Here is a 16,693-nt window from a genome sequence, read left to right as displayed (position 1 = left end):
TTTTACCCGTGAACGATGCAATATTTATAGTAAGGTGGCCGTAAATGGAGTGGACCGAAGAAATTATCGCCCAGCTCAAGGCATTATGGGCGGAAGGTCTTTCAACGGCAGAAATTGGTAGGCGTCTTTCCATCACCAAAAATGCGGTTGTCGGAAAGGCGCATCGTTTGGGATTGCCGCCACGGCCATCCCCCATTCGACGGAATGCCAAGCCCAAAACTGCAGAAAAGGCCGATACTCCCGCAGCAGCCACTCCGGCTACGGCACAAACGGCAGCACCTGCCCAGCCTGTAAAACAGGCCGAAGCACTTCCTATGGGTGAAACAGAAAAACAGCCATCTGCACTGCCAGTTCCTGCACGTTCTACACCACCGGCTGCAACCGCTGCCCCTGCGGCAGAAGAAAAACCTGCAAAAAAGGAAAAACCTGCGGCTTCAAGCAAAAGCAAGCCCAAGGCCCCTTTGCGCAGTATTTCTGATCCAGAACCACAAAAACGCCGTGGCCCATCTTGCTGCTGGCCGATCGGAGACCCAGGCACACCGGGCTTCCATTTTTGTGGTGCCACCCCGATACCGGGCAAACCATATTGTGAGGAACATGCGCAGATTGCCTATGTAAGGCTGCGCGACAGGCGCGATAACGTCGCCTAAATCTTATTTTTCTAAAATCAATAAACCCCATCCCCTGAAGGCCTTATAAAATAAGCCTTCAGGGGCAAGTCAGGGGCGTTATAATCAGCCTTCGGCTGCTGCTGGCTTTTCTGGTGCGGGCGCTGCTGAAGAAGGCTTAGAAGCAGAATCACCGCTCAGCATTTCCAACTGACCAGTAATCTGGCCACCATCTTCAACCTTCAGGCGGTGGCAGGCTGCCTTGCCAAGCAAGCGGCCACTGCCCTGTAGTGTCAAGCTACCACGAGCGGTCAGCGTGCCATCAACAGTGCCAGCAATTTCTGCATTTTCCACTTCCACACCACCGCGGAACAAGCCACCGGGCTTAACCACCAGTTCCTTGGCCGTAATCATGCTGGATTCAACAGTGCCTTCAACCACAAGGCGTTCTGCGTCCTGCACCGTTCCCTGCACACTAATGCCACGCCCAACCACCAAAGTGCGCTGTTCCGGCTCATCCTTTTTAGGCTGCTGAGGTTGCTGCGGCATGCCACGCGCTGCTGCCGCACCCGGAAAAGGCGGCATACCAGCACCGGAAGGAAGAGGGGAACCGGAAGGAAGAGGCGCACGACCCATGGATGAGGTCTCCTTTACTGTATCTGTCTCAGGGCGGGGCGCAGGTTTTGCTGGCGTTCCCGCTGGATTAGAAGAAAAAATGGAACCAAACCCGCCAGCGGAACGCTGCGCGCCCGCCTGACTGGCGGAACCAGACTGCTCAGATGGCCGATTATCTTCGGGCTTACGTCTTTTAAACAAGAAAATCCCCCGCCTTGCTGGCTGTTCACTATTGGACGGGCCCCACTGCTCAAGCACCCGCCCGCATCAAACCGTCTCGCCATGTGCTTATTTTCTTATACAGCCAGGCGGTTCTGCGGCAAGCATTCCATAAGCCCTAGTGTTGCCCTTTTTATGGCAGCACTGTAGCGAAACAGCTGGTATGTGAAATTTTTCAGGAAAATCTGCCGCTATCATGACTGTTTCAGATGTAAAATATGACATCCTCGGCATTGGTAATGCCATTACGGATATTCTTGCCCGTGTAGAACCCGCTTTTCTGCAAAAACAAGGCTTAACCCCCGGCAGCATGACGCTGATTGATGCTGACCGTGCTAACACATTGCAGGCTCTTCTTGCTCCAGAACAGATTATGGGCGGTGGTTCTGTGGCAAATAGCTGTGTTGTGGCTGCTCAGTTTGGCGCACGCGTTGCTTATCTGGGCAAAGTTGCGCGCGATGATGCAGGTAAGCAATTTACCGAAGATATGCGTGGCAATGGCATTACCTTTCCATCTGCACCGTTGAACACGCAGGTTTTTGATAATCTGCCAACAGCACGTTGCATTGTTATGGTTACGCCAGATGGGCAGCGCACCATGGCAACCTATCTGGGCGCATGCACCTGTTTTACGCCAGAAGATGTACTGCCAGACATGATTGCAGACTCCAGCATTGTGTATCTGGAAGGGTATCTGTTTGATCCACCGCATGCGCAAGAAGCATTCCGCCGTGCAGCAGCTCTGGCGCACGCAGCTGGGCGCAAAGTAGCTCTTTCTCTTTCAGACCCATTCTGCGTTGGTCGTCACCGTCAGGCTTTTTTAGATCTGGTGAAGGGCCATGTGGACATTCTCTTTGCCAATGAGGATGAAATCTGCGCTCTGTACGAAACAGAAAACTTTGACATTGCCGCACGCCATACCGCACAAGACACAACCTTTGCAGCACTCACACGCTCCGGCTTAGGAAGTGTTGTGCTACATGATGGACAAATGACCAAGGTTGCCCCTGTACCAACTCAGGTCGTGGATACAACAGGGGCTGGGGATGCCTACGCTGCCGGCTTTATGGCAGGCCTGACATCTGGCCGGACATTGCCAGAATGTGGCCGTCTGGCTTCAGTCGCGGCTTCTGAAATTATCTCACACTACGGCGCACGCCCACTTTCCAACCTCTGGGAAGAAATGGGCTTTTAAGCCTAACAGCTTCGTACCTTCTGCTTTTATTAAGCAGAAGGTACATCCGTATTCTGTGGAATAGCCACAACGCGGCCAGACTTTACGCAAAGTGCTATTTTTCCTTCACACAAAGCCTGTGCTGTTTCACCAAACACCTTACGCCGCCACCCAGCCAACACAGCATGTGGCTGAGAAGGATCAAGCGCCAAGGCATCCAGATCGTCTGTTGATGCCACCAAGCGCGGCGCTACATCATGCTTTTCACAGCAAGATGTTAAAAGCACCTTCAACAATGCCACCAACGATGCAGAAGGCCTTGGTGTATCCTTGCTCTTGTTACGTGGAGAACGTGGCAGTTCCGAATCTGGCAAAGCCTGCGCCTGCTTGATAGCTTGCAACAAAGCCTGCCCTGTGCGTCCTTCTGCCAACCCACGAGAAACACCGCGAACACGGGTTAAAGCTTCGGATGTTGCCGGAGTCGTTGCCGCAATTTCCAGCAGGCTTTCATCTTTTACAAGCCGTTGGCGCGGAACATTTACGCGCTGGGCTTCACGTTCGCGCAAGGCGGCAATAGCACGCAAGACAGCAAGCATACGCCGATTGTTGGTGCGCGCGCGCAAACGCTCCCACTGTTTTTCTGGGTCAGGGCGAAATGTAGCGGGATCTTCCAGCTCGGCCATTTCAGCCGCAACCCAATCCAGACGCTGTTCCTGCTCCAGTTTTTTAACAAGCCGCTCATAAACCAACCGCAGCCACGTAACATCCCCCGCAGCATATGTAAGCTGGGCTGGAGATAGAGGACGCACAGACCAATCTGTAAAGCGATGGCTTTTATCAATCATATGTCCGGTTAAAGAACCAACCAGACTGTCATACCCTACCTGATCCCCAAAACCGGCAACCATTGCCGCAACTTGTGTATCAAAAAGGGGTGTTGGCAACGCATCAAACAGATGCAGAAAAATTTCCAGATCCTGCCGAGCAGCATGAAATACCTTCAGCACCGACGTATCTGCAAAAAGATTTTTCAGCGGAGTAAGATCAATACCTTCAGCCAGCGCATCTATCAGCACGATATCATGAGTCGCGCCAATCTGAACCAGACAGAGTTCTGGCCAGTATGTTTGCTCCCGCATAAACTCCGTATCAACCGTTACGAAGCTTTCGTTATGAAAGGGTGCAAGAGCCGCCTCTAACTCCTGAGTAGAGGAAATAAGGCGCGCGGGAGGGAATTCAGGTGTTGCTGATCTGGCCATGTTTTTCTTCTTACATCCAGACCGTTAGAAAAAGAAGTGACCAAACGTTACACGTGAAACTTGACGAACAAGCCAACTCGCGGAACATCTGCAAAAAACCACATGTGCAGGAGCACAAAATGACCTCAACCGATGATGGCCGCGACCAGTTGACCCAGCTTGGAAAGCAAGTTGCTGCCCCACAAAGCCCAGAAGAAGCCATTCTGGAACGCGTGCCTGCCCCTTATCCAGACAAACACTATCTGGTACGCTTTACTGCTCCAGAATTTACGTCGCTTTGCCCCATTACCGGCCAGCCGGACTTTGCGCATATTGTTATTGATTATGTGCCGGATAAATGGATTGTAGAAAGCAAATCACTCAAACTGTATCTAACCAGCTTTCGTAACCACGGCGCTTTCCATGAAGCTTGCTCCATCCAGATTGCAAATACTCTTGTTGAAAGGTTAGCACCCCGCTGGCTGAGAATAGGTGCTTACTGGTATCCTCGCGGTGGCATTCCCATTGATGTATTCTGGCAAACGGGTGAACCACCTGCTGGCGTATGGGTTCCTGAACAAGATGTGCCCACCTATCGTGGGCGCGGCTAATTAGGCATAAAAAAAGCCACCATATAGGTGGCTTTTTTTATAACATTTCCAACAATCTTAGCTAGCAGGAGAGCCTGCCTCGATTTCAGCACGTACAGCCTGAATTTGATCCTGCAGCACGCTCAAACGGGTTGTATCCGTTTTATCTGCCTGATCCCAAGCTTCAGACAATGCCTCCAGCTGAGCTGTCGCATTATCGATAGAAATTTCGCTTACCGGCACAGCCTTGTCAGCCAGTACGGTGCAGCGTGTGGGAGTAATGTCTGCAAAGCCACCGCCAACAAAGTAGCGATCCTTCACTGTATCCCCTTCATACAGGGCAACAATACCACCACGCAGAAGAAGCATCATGGGTGCCCGTTCTGGCATGGCGGCAATATCACCTTCCATACCAGGCAGAACAGCCATATCTACTTCACGCGACACCAGAACCTTTTCAGGACTGATTATCTCAATCTGGATCGGCATGAATGCGCTCCTTCCCGAAGTCGGTTATTAAACCGACTCTCTCATTTTTTCTGCTTTGGCAACAACGTCTTCGATAGAACCTACCATGTAGAAGGCAGCTTCTGGCAGATCGTCATATTCACCAGCACAGATGGCTTTAAAGGAACGCACAGTATCAGCCACGGAAACCAGCTTACCCGGTGCACCTGTAAATACTTCTGCCACATGGAACGGCTGAGACAGGAAGCGCTGGATACGACGGGCGCGTGCCACGACCAGCTTATCGTCTTCAGACAGTTCATCCATACCCAGAATGGCGATGATGTCCTGCAAAGATTTGTAGGTCTGCAGAATACGCTGCACTTCACAAGCCACATCGTAATGTTCCTGACCAACAATCTGCGGGTCCAGAGCACGTGATGTGGAATCCAGCGGATCCACAGCAGGGTAAATACCCATTTCTGCAATTGAACGGTTAAGAACCGTAGTTGCATCCAAGTGGGCAAAAGTTGCGGCTGGAGCGGGGTCAGTCAAGTCATCGGCTGGCACGTACACGGCCTGCACAGACGTAATGGAACCCTTTTTGGTGGACGTAATACGTTCCTGCAGTGCACCCATTTCCGTAGCCAGCGTAGGCTGATAACCCACAGCAGAAGGAATACGACCCAGCAGAGCGGACACTTCCGAACCAGCCTGCGTAAAGCGGAAAATGTTATCAACGAAGAACAGAACGTCCTGATTTTCTTCGTCACGGAAATATTCAGCCAGTGTCAGACCCGTCAGAGCAACACGAGCACGTGCACCCGGCGGTTCGTTCATTTGCCCGAACACAAGCGCCACTTTGGAGCCTTCGGTAGAACCGTTTTCACCCAGCTTAATAACGCCAGCATCCTGCATTTCGTAATACAGGTCGTTCCCTTCACGGGTACGTTCACCAACACCAGCAAATACAGACACACCACCGTGCGCCTTTGCGATATTGTTAATCAGTTCCTGAATAATAACGGTCTTGCCCACACCGGCACCACCGAACAGGCCGATCTTACCACCTTTAAGGTAGGGGCAAAGCAGATCAACAACCTTAATACCGGTCATCAGGATTTCTGATGCGGCAGCCTGATCTTCGAAGGAAGGTGCCTGACGGTGAATAGGGGCACGACGAGAGGTCGGGATAGGACCTTTTTCGTCAATCGGCTCACCAATAACGTTCAGGATACGGCCAAGTGTTTCCGGACCAACCGGCACAGTAATCTGTGCGCCTGTATCAGCCACTTCTGCACCACGGACCAAACCGTCTGTGCTGTCCATGGCAATGCAGCGCACTTCGTGCTCACCAATTTCCTGGGCAACTTCCAGCACCAGTGTCTGATCACCAAGCTTGACGTGCAAGGCATTCAGAATTTTAGGCAGTTCACCTTCGAACTGCACGTCAACAACCGGGCCCTTAATCTCGGTAATGCGGCCAACTGCATTGGTCTTCGTGGCCGCAGGGGCCTGGGTCTGGGTTGTGGTATCCGACATGGGTCAGCTCCTGCGGGGCAAACGAGCGGGCTCAGACAGCCTGTGCGCCCGAAATGATTTCGATCAATCCGTTAGTAATGTTTGTCTGGCGGGTTCTGTTATAAACCTTGCTCAGACTATCAATGGAACGGCCAGCATTACGCGTAGCGTTATCCATTGCCGTCATACGGGCACCGTTTTCGCCCGCTGCGGTTTCAAGCAGCGAAGCATAAATCTGAACCTGCAGATTGCGCGGCAGCAGCATTTCCAGCAGCGTTGCTTCATCTGGTTCAAATTCATACAGAGCCACATCATTAGATGCCGCAGCAGGTTTTTCTTCTGCCTCATCCATAACCATGGGCACCAGCTGCTGACATGTCGGCACCTGTGTCATCGCGTTTTGAAACTTGTTGAACACAAGGGCACAGACATCAATTTCTCCCGCTTCCAGCAGGGTGTTGATTTTTTCACCCAGATTGCTGGCAGCAGAAAAAGGTACTTCCTTACCGCTAACGCCAATAACCTTATCAATGATAAGATCAGCATAATCACGAGAAAAGAAGTTAAACGCGCGGCGACCAACAGGTAGCAACTTTACCGTTTTGCCTTCAGACTGAAGACGACGGATTGTCTGCACTGTTAAGCGATGCACATTGGAGTTAAAACCGCCACAAAGCCCACGGTCACTGGTCAAAGGCACCAACAGATGCACTTTATCCTGACCTGTGCCTGCCAAAAGGCGCGGACCACCGTCCTCACCTTTTGTTGCAGCAGCAAGCTCACCTAGCATACGGCGCATGGCTGCTGCATAGGGACGTGCGGCTTCCGCACTAGCCTGAGCCCGCCGCAGCTTGGCAGCCGCCACCATTTTCATGGCGCTCGTGATCTTCCGTGTCGATTTGATACTTCCGATACGCGCGCGGAGTTCCTTCAGGGAAGCCATTGGACGATTCTACCCTCTTAGCCGGCAAAGTTGCGGTTGAAGGTTGTCAGGTATTCTGTCAGGCGCGCTTCCAAATCTTTGGAAATGGCCTTTTCCTTTTTAATGGTATCCAGAATATCTTTACCTGCGCTGCGCACATCGTTCAGCAACGCACGTTCCCAACTCACAACCTTATCGACAGCAATACCATCAACAAAACCACGGGTGCCGGCAAAGAGCACAACAACCTGTTCTTCAACGGTAAGTGGAGAAGACTGGCTCTGCTTCAGCAACTCAACCAGACGGGCACCACGTGCCAGCATCTTTTGGGTTGCCGGATCAAGGTCAGATGCAAACTGGGAGAACGCAGCCATTTCACGATACTGCGCTAGTTCCAGCTTAATCTTACCTGCAACCTGCTTCATGGCTTTGATCTGTGCGGCAGAACCCACACGAGACACAGAACCACCCACGTTTACCGCAGGACGAATACCGCGATAGAAGAGGTCGGTTTCAAGGAAGATCTGACCATCTGTAATGGAAATAACGTTTGTGGGAATATAGGCGGAAACGTCACCAGCCTGTGTTTCAATAACAGGCAGAGCCGTGAGCGAACCAGCGCCATATTCATCAGACATCTTCGCAGCGCGTTCCAGCAAACGGGAATGCAGGAAGAACACGTCACCCGGATAAGCTTCACGACCTGGCGGACGACGCAGCAACAAGGACATCTGGCGGTAAGCCACAGCCTGCTTGGAAAGATCATCGTAGCAGATCAGGGCATGCATGCCGTTATCGCGGAAGTATTCACCCATTGCGCAAGCGGCATAAGGTGCCAGATACTGCAGCGGAGCTGGATCAGATGCGGTAGCGGCAACGACGATGGAGTATTTCATCGCGCCTTTTTCTTCCAACAGACGCACAAGCTGTGCAACCGTGGAACGCTTCTGACCAATAGCAACGTAAATGCAGTAAAGTGACTTTTTGTCGTCACCTTCATCGTTCACGGTTTTCTGGGCAAGGATAGTGTCTGTCAGAATGGTGGTTTTACCGGTCTGACGGTCACCAATCACCAGTTCACGCTGACCGCGACCAACCGGCACGAGAGCGTCAATGGCTTTAATGCCAGTCTGCATGGGTTCATGCACGGACTGACGTGGCATAATGCCCGGCGCCTTCACTTCAGCGCGGCGCAGTTCAACGTCTGTCAGCGGGCCTTTACCGTCAATCGGGTTACCCAGACCGTCAACAACGCGGCCTAGCAGGCCCTTACCAACGGGAACGCTCACCACCATACCGGAACGGGTGACGGTATCACCTTCACGGATATTGGTGTCATCACCGAAAATAACGATACCGACGTTATCGCTTTCCAGGTTCAGGGCCATGCCCTTCTGACCGGCGGTCGGAAAGTCCACCAGTTCGCCTGACATTACATTCTGTAGGCCGAACACACGGGCAATACCGTCTCCGACAGACAGAACCGTGCCGGTTTCGACAACATCAGATTCCTTATCGAACGAGGCAATCTGCTGCTTGAGGATATCCGAAATCTCTGCGGGACGGATTTCCATCACGCGGCTCCCTTCATGGCGTAATGCAAACGAAACAGGCGAGTCTTAAGGCTGGCGTCATAAAGCTTTGCCCCCACCCGCACGACCAAACCGCCGAGGAGGGAGGAATCGACACGCTCGCGAATATTGATACGGGAGTATCCAGCTTCCGCCAGCCGTGCCTGCACTTGGGCACGCTGCTCAGGCGTAAGCGGATAAGCGCTGGCAACTTCTGCCACCACTTCACCCCGGCGGGAAACGGCCAGCGCATCAAGCGCAGCCAGAATCCGGCGCAAAACAGACAGGCGGCGGTTATCAGCCACAACACCTACAAAATTACGAAGAGTCTGCCCGAACCCCTGCGCCTCAAGCACAGCCAAAACGGCTTTGCGAGATACAAGAATATCAAGACGCCTGTCTTCCAGGACCGTGCGCAAAGGCGCACTTTCATCAATCAGGCGCGCAAGAGCGGCACCTTCATCAAGCACTGCATCCAACTGGCGCTGTTCGGCTGCAAGATCATAAAGCGCCGTTGCATAACGGCCTTCAAGACCATTGGAAGCAAAAGCAACCGGTTGTGCTGTCGTTACGCCCGAGGCCACCACTCTTTTGGTTCTTTCCTTCTGTGCGCGCCGGCATTCCACACTAACAAACTCTGACGGTGCCGCAGCTTATCCGTTAAAGGTTTTACAGCACGCAACCATCGGCGCGGCCTCTAGCATGCTCATCAGCCCCACGCAACATCCCTGACGCGCCATTTTTATTTCCACACCCGTTTGCACCACCAAAAGCGTGCAAAAACAGGCTATAAACCACCACAAACCACGAAACACAAAAAGACGCCAGATGCGTAATAAAAAACTCACCCCACCATCCACTGATGGGATGCAGGATTTTGGTCTGCTTAAAATTTTTGGGGAAGGTAAATTATGGAGCGGACAGAGGGAATCGAACCCTCCTCAGTAGCTTGGAAGGCTACTGCATTACCACTATGCTATGCCCGCATACTCCATATATTTCTGCCACTAACTGCAAAGATGATATTTTGCAAGTTTGAAGATGAAATTTTTAATCTTCTGCTAAAAAAGGGCAGGCATTTGTTGTTTGCCTCTTGACTTTAAGCCCGCAACATATTTTCTTCCGCCACCTGCAAAGGCTGCTGTTAAGTGGCTGGTCAGGCTGACGGTTATCCGTTATAGCATTGATCCAGCTACGGCAGACAGGCTGTAGGGGTGTAGCTCAATTGGCTAGAGCGCCGGTCTCCAAAACCGGAGGTTGTGGGTTCGAGACCCTCCACCCCTGCCAGGTTCAAGATTGCAGGTTCTGCGCCGTAGTTTCCGCTTTGTTTTTCTAAGTTTCAACGCGGAAATCCTGTGCGGAATGTGTGGTGTATTCAGGACTGCCGCCGGAAAATATCCGGTTTTCGTGCAGTGTAGAAAGGGTGGTTCGTGTCGTTCAGTCCCGGTAAGTTCCTGCATGATGTGCGTGCCGAGGCGGAACGGGTCACATGGCCCACCCGCCGTGCTACCTTGGTAACCACGGGCGCCGTTTTGGCCATGGCAGGCATGGCATCCATCTTTTTCTTTTTTGTTGACCAGCTGATCGGTCTCGGTGTGCGTCAACTTTTCGGGCTGGGAGGCTAACGACATGGCCAAGCGCTGGTATGTGGTTCACGTCTATTCGGGCTTCGAAAAGAAAATTGCCCAGCACATCCGCGAAGAAGCGGAACAGAAGGGACTGAGCGACCATATTGATGAAATTTTGGTGCCTTCTGAGGAAGTCATTGAAGTGCGTCGTGGCCAGAAGGTGAATACGGAACGCAAGTTCTTCCCCGGTTACGTGCTCGTCAAAATGGAAATGACCGACGAAACATGGCATCTGGTCAAGGATACCCCAAAGGTTACGGGTTTTCTTGGAACCAGAAATCGCCCCACCCCCATTTCTGCTGCTGAAGCTGAACGCATTATCAAGCAGACAGAAGAAGGTGTGCAACATCCTCGCTCTGCCGTTTCGTTTGAAGTGGGTGAGCAGATTCGTGTGGCGGATGGTCCATTCACATCCTTCAATGGTGTGATTGAAGAAGTGGACGAAGAAAAAGGCCGCTTGAAAGTGAGCGTCTCTATTTTCGGGCGTTCTACACCGGTAGATCTGGAATACAATCAGGTGGAAAAGCTGTAAAATCAGCTTTTCTATCCGAAAGAACTCAAAGGCGGCCTTGGTGCCGCCTTTTTTATTGCCTTAACCCAGACTTGCTGTTTGCACTCTTCCCCTCTGCATAAAAAACCGCTGTAATCCCGCCCTTGGCCTCACAACTCATGGAGTTATCATGCCCTCTGCTTCCACGCCCCAACTGCGAGGAATGGCCCTTCTTAATAATGCGCACCTGAACAAGGGCACGGCGTTTACCGAGGAAGAGCGCCGCCTTTATGGGCTGGAAGGACTATTACCCACACAGGTTGAAAACCTAGATAGGCAGGTAGAACGTATCCACCGCCATCTTGAGGCCAAACCCAGCAATCTGGAACGCTACATCTATCTTAGTGGCCTACGCGATCAGAACGAAACCCTGTTTTACAAGGTTTTGATGTCTAACCCGGCCCGATTCGTGCCGATTGTATACGCGCCCACACTGGCCGCCGTATGCCAGCAATTCAGCCACATCTATCGCCGCCCCCGCGGCATGTATATCAGTTTGGATATGCGTGGCCGTATTAAGGACGTGCTGCACAACTGGCCTATGGATAATGTGCGCTTCATGTGTGTGACCACAGGCGGCCGTATTCTTGGGTTGGGTGATATTGGCGTAAACGGCATGGGTATCCCTATTGGCAAACTGGATCTGTACACGGCTTGCGGTGCAGTGCCCCCCGATTCGCTTCTGCCGGTGCAGCTTGATATTGGCACCACAAACAGCGCCCTAAGAGCTGACCCTCTGTATCTGGGCCTGCGGCGTGAACCACCCCCGATAGAAGAACTCGATTCTTTTGTAGAAGAATTTATTGAGGCCGTGCAGGAAGTCTTTCCGCAAAGCTGTATCCATTTTGAGGATTGGAAGGGCACAGATGCCCTACGCTACCTCAAAAAATATCATGACCGTGTGCTGTGCTATAATGATGATATTCAAGGCACCGCAGCAGTTACCTTGGCTGGTCTGATTACTGCACTAAAAATCAAGAACGAATCGCTAACCCAGCAACGCTTCTTGTTTTTGGGGGCAGGTTCCTCAGGCATTGGTACTGCCGATATGCTTGTTTCTGCCTTGAAACAGGAAGGGCTATCTGAGCAGGAAGCTATCGACCGCATTACGTTGATGGACGTGAACGGTCTTTTAGAAACCTCCCGCTCTGATCTGCTGCCCGAACAAGAACGTTTCGCCAAGGATCTCCCACCTTCACGCGATCTGCTGGGCATGATCAAAACTGTTAAACCCACAGTGCTGATTGGTGTTTCCACCGCTGGCGGTTCTTTCACCCAAGAAGTGGTGGAAGAAATGAGCAAGCTGAACGAACGCCCCATTATTTTCCCGCTTTCTCTGCCGCAGAAAAATGGGGAATGCACGGCTGAACAGGCCTATGAATGGTCTAAAGGCCGCGCACTCTTTGCTGCGGGCCTACAGTACCCAGAAGTGATGTATAATGACCGTACATTCTATCCGGGACAGGCCAATAACTTCTACATCTTCCCGGCTTTGGGGCTGGCTGTGTATGCCACTTGCCCTAAACTGATTACAGATGAAATGGTGATTGAAGCCGCACAGGCTCTGGCAGATCAGGTAGATCCGGCAGCGCGTGAACGGGGCCGGTTGTTCCCACCACAAAGCGATATTCTGGAAGTGTCCATCACCTCCGCCACACGCATTGCGGAGTTTATTTTTGATAAAAACGCTGCAACGGTGGAACGCCCCAAAGACATTCGGGCGTGGATTGAAAACCTGACTTACAAACCACGCTATACAGACTAAACCCTAAAAAAGGCTGAGGGACATTTACTCCTTCAGCCTTTTTTATTTCCACGCTTAGCCCTGCGCAGCAAATCCAAACACCTTGGCGTAAAAAGCTAATTCTTCTGCACAGGCCGCACGAATAGTCGCTTCCTTGCGGAAGCCGTGCCCTTCCCCTTCAAATTCTCGTAAAGTCACCGGCGTTCCAACGGCTTTTAAGGCATCAGCCATGGAATAGGCCTGTTCTGGCGGCACAACTTTATCGTCCATTCCCTGCAACAGCAGCACAGGCGCACGAATCTGATCGGCAACGGAAATTGGAGAGCGCTGTAGATATAGTGCCTCAGCTTCTGGCCATGGGCCAATCAGACCATCCAGATAGCGTGCTTCAAATTTATGTGTTTCCTGCGCCAAGGCCCGCAGATCGGTTACGCCATACAGGCTCACACCCGCCGCAAATATATCTGAGACAGCCAACGCTACCAGCACAGTCATACCACCTGCACTGGAACCACGGATGGCGATACGATTCGGGTCTACCCGCCCCGATTCTACAACGGCACGACAGGCAGACAGACAATCTGCTACATCCACCACACCCCACTGGCCTTTTAGACGATTCCGCCACGCACGTCCGAATCCGGTAGAGCCACCATAATTCACATCCAGCACCGCAAAGCCGCGAGACGTCCACCACTGGATTTTAAAAGATAATCCTTCCTGCGCTCGTGCTGTGGGCCCTCCATGCACCTGTACAATCATAGGGGGGCGTTCACCCTGTGGCACAGATGCATGACGGTTGGTTGGGGGATAAAAAAAGGCATGGCCCCACAAGCCATCTTCTCCATCCACTAAAAAACGAATCGATTCGGGTATCGAAATATCTGCAACATCCAGTTGTTCTGTCGATGAACGCTGCAAAACAACCTCAGCCCCTTTCTCTGGCGTGCCCACCACAACAGAAGGCAAAGCATCTGGCGGCGCTTGCAACCAAGCAAAACGGCCATCTGCCAAGGAAACCGGGCATTGATCTGGCTTGGCATGGAAAATTCGATACTCAGATGTACGATCCGGTTTTATCCAGCATGTTGCTTGGCCCTGCGTAACGGCCAAAACCAGACAGCCCTCATTTTTAAGTAGCTGGTAACTACTCTGCCCAAACACCCATGCTGGCTGCCCTACTTCCCCTTCTGGAACAGGATAACGAGATAAGGTCGGGCTATTTTCCTGCCAGTTGACGTTCCATATGGTCCAGCTTCCTGCACGATCAGACAGAACCAGCAATTTTCCATCAGAGGTCCAACGTGGCTCTATAAGCGATTCGCTTGTTTGTTCGCCCGCCAGCACGCGTGCATCTTTAATACCGGAGATTTCGCCCGAAGCATTTCGCTGGACACGGGCAAGGCACAGGCGTGTGGCATCCCACGGCATGTTGGGGTGATCCCACTCAACCCACGCCAGCCATTCCCCATCTGGTGAAAAAGCCGGAGCAGCATAAAAATCTGCGCCAACCTTAAGCACAATGCCCGCTTTGTTGCCCTGAACGTGCAACGCCACCAGTGCCGTTTTGGCTTCTCCTACGTCTCGGTGATCTTCCCGCACGGCCAGCACCGTTTCGGAATTCACATCAAACCGCAGATCGGCAAACCGCAAGCCAACTTCTCCGGCCATAAAAACTGCCGAAATTTCTGCTTCCCTACGCAGCCACACCATTCCTGTGCGTTTATCGGAATAGGCAATGCAGCCGCTTTTTACCGCGTAGGCGCCGCCACCATACTCATGCACACGGGTTGCCACATCTATATCTGGCTCCAGTGCTTCAGAAGTGCCCTCTGCCTGCGTCCAACGCATCAGCACAGAGCGACCTGACTCTGCTGGCCGCCGTTCCAGCCAGAAAACGGTATTTTCTACAGCCCGAACCTCGGAAAATGACAGTGTCTTTCCTGCCACCAGATCCGGCGTAACAGGGGAAGGCCATGCGCCACACGGCATTGGCGTTACAGAAGAAGAAAGAGAGGGTGTGTTATTCATACTGGTATTTTTTACCATTCCGGCAGTTGCATCCAGAAAAACATGCACCCGGACACCGCACGTGTTAAGCATTCTAACATACGCTTTTACGCAGAATGCTTGACACAACAGAACCTGAACGGTTTCTGCCGTGAGCAGTCTCGTGCTCTGTCTAAATTGGATATTCTGTTCTGTTACACTCTTTGCACAATTTCTTTTCGGTAGATTACCTCAGCAGCCTTTTCGCCCAATATGGTTATGGGGTGGTAGGGGTTGTGGTAATGCTAGAAAGCATGGGGTTTCCGCTACCAGCAGAAAGCCTGCTTATTACCGGAGCGCTGTTTTGTGCCACAACGCACAAGCTGCATATTGAGGGCGTAGCACTAGCCGGCGTGCTAGGTGCCATTATGGGCGACAATTTTGGCTATCTGATTGGCCATCTTGTTGGGCTGAGAATGCTGCAGAAATATGGCCCCAAAATTGGCCTAACATCTCAGCGCCTTTTGCTGGGGCGCTACGTTTTTCTCAAACATGGCGGTCCGGTTGTGTTTTTTGGCCGGTTTATTGCTGTGCTGCGTATGTTTGTAGCCCTGCTGGCCGGAGCGAACCATATGCCGTGGCATACGTTTTTGTTCCATAACGCACTTGGGGGCATATTCTGGGCGGGTGGCTATACACTTGTTGCTTATCTGCTGGGAAATGAGATCCTTCGGCTTTCCGGGCCGCTGGCTATCGCCTTTGGGGCGGTGGCCTGTATTGTGATCGGGTCTTTGTTCATATTCATCAAGCGCAATGAAAAACGTCTGACGGAGGAAGCCATGAAAGCAGCCGAGCAGGATGAACGTCTGAAAGTTCTTCCCTCATGACAGGACGTAGAGCATGGCGTGTTCATCACAACCAACCGGATCTGAAAGGGCAAGTTGCCCTTGTAACCGGTGGCAACAGTGGGCTGGGTTTTCAGGTTGCTTTGGGGCTTGCGCATAGAGGCGCACGTTTATTGCTGCCCGTAAGACACGCAGAGCGTGGACGTGAAGCTATCTCCCGCATCAAAGCGGAATGCCCAACGGCACAGATTATCCCTTTGCCGCTGGATCTTTCTTCGCTCCAGTCTGTCGCGGAATGTGCAACCACTGCTACAAAATATACAGACCGGCTGAATCTACTGGTCAACAACGCAGGCGTTATGGCTCCGACACGCCGCAAGGAAACCAAAAACGGTTTTGAACTTCAGTTTGGCGTGAATCATCTCGGGCATTTTGCCCTGACAGCCCATTTGCGACATTTACTAGAAAACGCTCCGGGCGGCGGTGTTGTGGTAAGTGTGGCCAGTTTGGCGGCCTGTAAGGGCCATATTCAATTTGATGATCTGCAATCCCGCTATCGCTACAGTCCTTTTGGAGCATATCAGCAAAGCAAGCTTGCCAACCTACTTTTTGCCATGGAATTAGCGCGCCGGGCTGGCGAACAGGGATGGAATGTGCACGCACGCGCTGCACATCCCGGCTGGGCCAGCACATCCATTATTGCCAATGGGCAGGCCGCTAGTCTACCCGCCCCCCTAGGACGTATTGAGCAGTTTTTGGGCGGCATGATTCTGCGCGTTATGGGTCAATCAGCCGCGCATGGGGCTGAACCTATTTTATATGCAGCACTTTCCCCCACAGCCCGAGATGGGGATTATTACGGCCCGCAAGGGCACCAGGAAAGGCGTGGCCCACCCGGGCCAGCCCATATTCCTCCTACTGCGCGCAAGGGCAGCACTGCCGCTCGCCTATGGGATGTTTCTGAAAGGCTGACCGGCACAAGCTGGTAACGCCTTATAAAAAAGGTAGTGTCTCATAAACCAGACACTACCT

Annotated in this window: 17 protein-coding genes and 2 tRNA genes; 9 read left to right on the top strand and 10 right to left on the bottom strand. The window is 52.2% G+C overall.

Going from position 1 to position 16,693, the window contains the following annotated elements; translation table 11 throughout:
• The first annotated feature begins 44 nt into the window (after positions 1 to 44).
• Positions 45 to 650 carry a GcrA family cell cycle regulator gene (locus tag A4S02_RS12830; protein ID WP_019087802.1) on the top strand — a complete coding sequence of 202 codons (606 nt, stop codon included), beginning with the start codon at positions 45 to 47 and terminating at the stop codon, positions 648 to 650.
• Between the two features lie 84 nt (positions 651 to 734).
• On the opposite strand, the gene A4S02_RS12825 is transcribed toward A4S02_RS12830, so the two are convergent.
• Positions 735 to 1,481 carry a bactofilin family protein gene (locus A4S02_RS12825; protein WP_082246843.1) on the bottom strand — a complete coding sequence of 249 codons (747 nt, stop codon included), beginning with the start codon at positions 1,479 to 1,481 and terminating at the stop codon, positions 735 to 737.
• A gap of 157 nt (positions 1,482 to 1,638) precedes the next feature.
• On the opposite strand from A4S02_RS12825, the gene A4S02_RS12820 reads away from it, so the two are divergent.
• Positions 1,639 to 2,637, top strand: coding sequence for an adenosine kinase (locus tag A4S02_RS12820; protein ID WP_070323997.1), 999 nt, complete (start codon positions 1,639 to 1,641; stop codon positions 2,635 to 2,637).
• A 29-nt stretch (positions 2,638 to 2,666) separates the two neighbouring features.
• On the opposite strand, the gene rnd is transcribed toward A4S02_RS12820, so the two are convergent.
• Complete coding sequence (gene rnd, locus A4S02_RS12815) at positions 2,667 to 3,875, bottom strand: ribonuclease D (protein WP_070323996.1); 1,209 nt, start codon at positions 3,873 to 3,875, stop codon at positions 2,667 to 2,669.
• Positions 3,876 to 3,994: 119 nt separating this feature from the next.
• On the opposite strand from rnd, the gene queF reads away from it, so the two are divergent.
• Positions 3,995 to 4,465, top strand: a complete 471-nt coding sequence (gene queF / locus A4S02_RS12810; protein ID WP_026019179.1) for a preQ(1) synthase — start codon at positions 3,995 to 3,997, stop codon at positions 4,463 to 4,465.
• A 57-nt stretch (positions 4,466 to 4,522) separates the two neighbouring features.
• Here the strand turns inward: queF and atpC are convergent, their stop codons facing one another.
• The 7 genes from atpC to A4S02_RS12775 form a co-directional block, all read right to left on the bottom strand.
• Positions 4,523 to 4,933: an ATP synthase F1 subunit epsilon gene (gene atpC, locus A4S02_RS12805; protein ID WP_019087798.1), complete on the bottom strand. Its 411-nt coding sequence runs from the start codon at positions 4,931 to 4,933 to the stop codon at positions 4,523 to 4,525.
• 27 nt (positions 4,934 to 4,960) lie between these two features.
• On the bottom strand, positions 4,961 to 6,433 hold the full coding sequence (gene atpD / locus A4S02_RS12800) for a F0F1 ATP synthase subunit beta (protein ID WP_019087797.1): 1,473 nt from the start codon (positions 6,431 to 6,433) through the stop codon (positions 4,961 to 4,963).
• A 31-nt stretch (positions 6,434 to 6,464) separates the two neighbouring features.
• A complete protein-coding gene (locus A4S02_RS12795; protein ID WP_070323995.1) occupies positions 6,465 to 7,355 on the bottom strand; it encodes a F0F1 ATP synthase subunit gamma in 891 nt (296 codons plus the stop codon).
• A gap of 17 nt (positions 7,356 to 7,372) precedes the next feature.
• On the bottom strand, positions 7,373 to 8,908 hold the full coding sequence (gene atpA / locus A4S02_RS12790; RefSeq protein ID WP_003629794.1) for a F0F1 ATP synthase subunit alpha: 1,536 nt from the start codon (positions 8,906 to 8,908) through the stop codon (positions 7,373 to 7,375).
• Positions 8,908 to 9,531: an ATP synthase F1 subunit delta gene (atpH, locus tag A4S02_RS12785; protein ID WP_408736034.1), complete on the bottom strand. Its 624-nt coding sequence runs from the start codon at positions 9,529 to 9,531 to the stop codon at positions 8,908 to 8,910. Before atpH ends, atpA begins: the two co-directional genes overlap by 1 nt.
• A 27-nt stretch (positions 9,532 to 9,558) precedes the next feature.
• Entirely contained in the window at positions 9,559 to 9,753 is a 195-nt protein-coding gene (locus A4S02_RS12780; protein ID WP_208858890.1) for a hypothetical protein, read from the bottom strand.
• A gap of 64 nt (positions 9,754 to 9,817) precedes the next feature.
• Positions 9,818 to 9,891, bottom strand: a tRNA-Gly gene (locus A4S02_RS12775).
• A 224-nt stretch (positions 9,892 to 10,115) separates the two neighbouring features.
• Here A4S02_RS12775 and A4S02_RS12770 point away from each other — a divergent pair.
• The 4 genes from A4S02_RS12770 (at position 10,116) to A4S02_RS12755 (ending at position 12,848) form a co-directional block, all read left to right on the top strand.
• A tRNA-Trp gene (locus A4S02_RS12770) sits at positions 10,116 to 10,192 on the top strand.
• Between the two features lie 143 nt (positions 10,193 to 10,335).
• Positions 10,336 to 10,530: a preprotein translocase subunit SecE gene (gene secE, locus A4S02_RS12765; protein ID WP_003629800.1), complete on the top strand. Its 195-nt coding sequence runs from the start codon at positions 10,336 to 10,338 to the stop codon at positions 10,528 to 10,530.
• 4 nt (positions 10,531 to 10,534) lie between these two features.
• Complete coding sequence (gene nusG / locus A4S02_RS12760; protein WP_003629802.1) at positions 10,535 to 11,065, top strand: transcription termination/antitermination protein NusG; 531 nt, start codon at positions 10,535 to 10,537, stop codon at positions 11,063 to 11,065.
• Between the two features lie 148 nt (positions 11,066 to 11,213).
• Entirely contained in the window at positions 11,214 to 12,848 is a 1,635-nt protein-coding gene (locus A4S02_RS12755; RefSeq protein ID WP_019087793.1) for an NAD-dependent malic enzyme, read from the top strand.
• Between the two features lie 54 nt (positions 12,849 to 12,902).
• On the opposite strand, the gene A4S02_RS12750 is transcribed toward A4S02_RS12755, so the two are convergent.
• Positions 12,903 to 14,930, bottom strand: coding sequence for a S9 family peptidase (locus A4S02_RS12750; RefSeq protein ID WP_070323993.1), 2,028 nt, complete (start codon positions 14,928 to 14,930; stop codon positions 12,903 to 12,905).
• Between the two features lie 110 nt (positions 14,931 to 15,040).
• Between A4S02_RS12750 and A4S02_RS12745 the strand changes: the two genes are divergently transcribed.
• Both A4S02_RS12745 and A4S02_RS12740 read left to right on the top strand, forming a co-directional pair.
• Positions 15,041 to 15,703, top strand: a complete 663-nt coding sequence (locus A4S02_RS12745; RefSeq protein ID WP_019087791.1) for a DedA family protein — start codon at positions 15,041 to 15,043, stop codon at positions 15,701 to 15,703.
• On the top strand, positions 15,700 to 16,650 hold the full coding sequence (locus A4S02_RS12740) for an SDR family oxidoreductase (RefSeq protein WP_070323992.1): 951 nt from the start codon (positions 15,700 to 15,702) through the stop codon (positions 16,648 to 16,650). The genes A4S02_RS12745 and A4S02_RS12740 overlap by 4 nt, the downstream gene beginning before the upstream one ends.
• The last annotated feature ends 43 nt before the right edge of the window (positions 16,651 to 16,693 follow it).

The sequence above is a fragment of the Acetobacter ascendens genome, from assembly GCF_001766235.1.
Classification (GTDB): domain Bacteria; phylum Pseudomonadota; class Alphaproteobacteria; order Acetobacterales; family Acetobacteraceae; genus Acetobacter; species Acetobacter ascendens.
This window is presented reverse-complemented; position numbering and strand designations above follow the sequence as displayed.

Bases quoted from the DNA above. Each gene is read 5' to 3' on its own strand.
- A4S02_RS12830 (WP_019087802.1), top strand. From the start codon at position 45: ATGGAGTGGACCGAAGAAATTATCGCCCAGCTCAAGGCATTATGGGCG.
- A4S02_RS12820 (WP_070323997.1), top strand. From the start codon at position 1,639: ATGACTGTTTCAGATGTAAAATATGACATCCTCGGCATTGGTAATGCC.
- rnd (WP_070323996.1), bottom strand. From the start codon at position 3,875: ATGGCCAGATCAGCAACACCTGAATTCCCTCCCGCGCGCCTTATTTCC.
- queF (WP_026019179.1), top strand. From the start codon at position 3,995: ATGACCTCAACCGATGATGGCCGCGACCAGTTGACCCAGCTTGGAAAG.
- atpC (WP_019087798.1), bottom strand. From the start codon at position 4,933: ATGCCGATCCAGATTGAGATAATCAGTCCTGAAAAGGTTCTGGTGTCG.
- atpD (WP_019087797.1), bottom strand. From the start codon at position 6,433: ATGTCGGATACCACAACCCAGACCCAGGCCCCTGCGGCCACGAAGACC.
- A4S02_RS12795 (WP_070323995.1), bottom strand. From the start codon at position 7,355: ATGGCTTCCCTGAAGGAACTCCGCGCGCGTATCGGAAGTATCAAATCG.
- atpA (WP_003629794.1), bottom strand. From the start codon at position 8,908: ATGGAAATCCGTCCCGCAGAGATTTCGGATATCCTCAAGCAGCAGATT.
- nusG (WP_003629802.1), top strand. From the start codon at position 10,535: ATGGCCAAGCGCTGGTATGTGGTTCACGTCTATTCGGGCTTCGAAAAG.
- A4S02_RS12755 (WP_019087793.1), top strand. From the start codon at position 11,214: ATGCCCTCTGCTTCCACGCCCCAACTGCGAGGAATGGCCCTTCTTAAT.
- A4S02_RS12750 (WP_070323993.1), bottom strand. From the start codon at position 14,930: ATGCTTAACACGTGCGGTGTCCGGGTGCATGTTTTTCTGGATGCAACT.
- A4S02_RS12740 (WP_070323992.1), top strand. From the start codon at position 15,700: ATGACAGGACGTAGAGCATGGCGTGTTCATCACAACCAACCGGATCTG.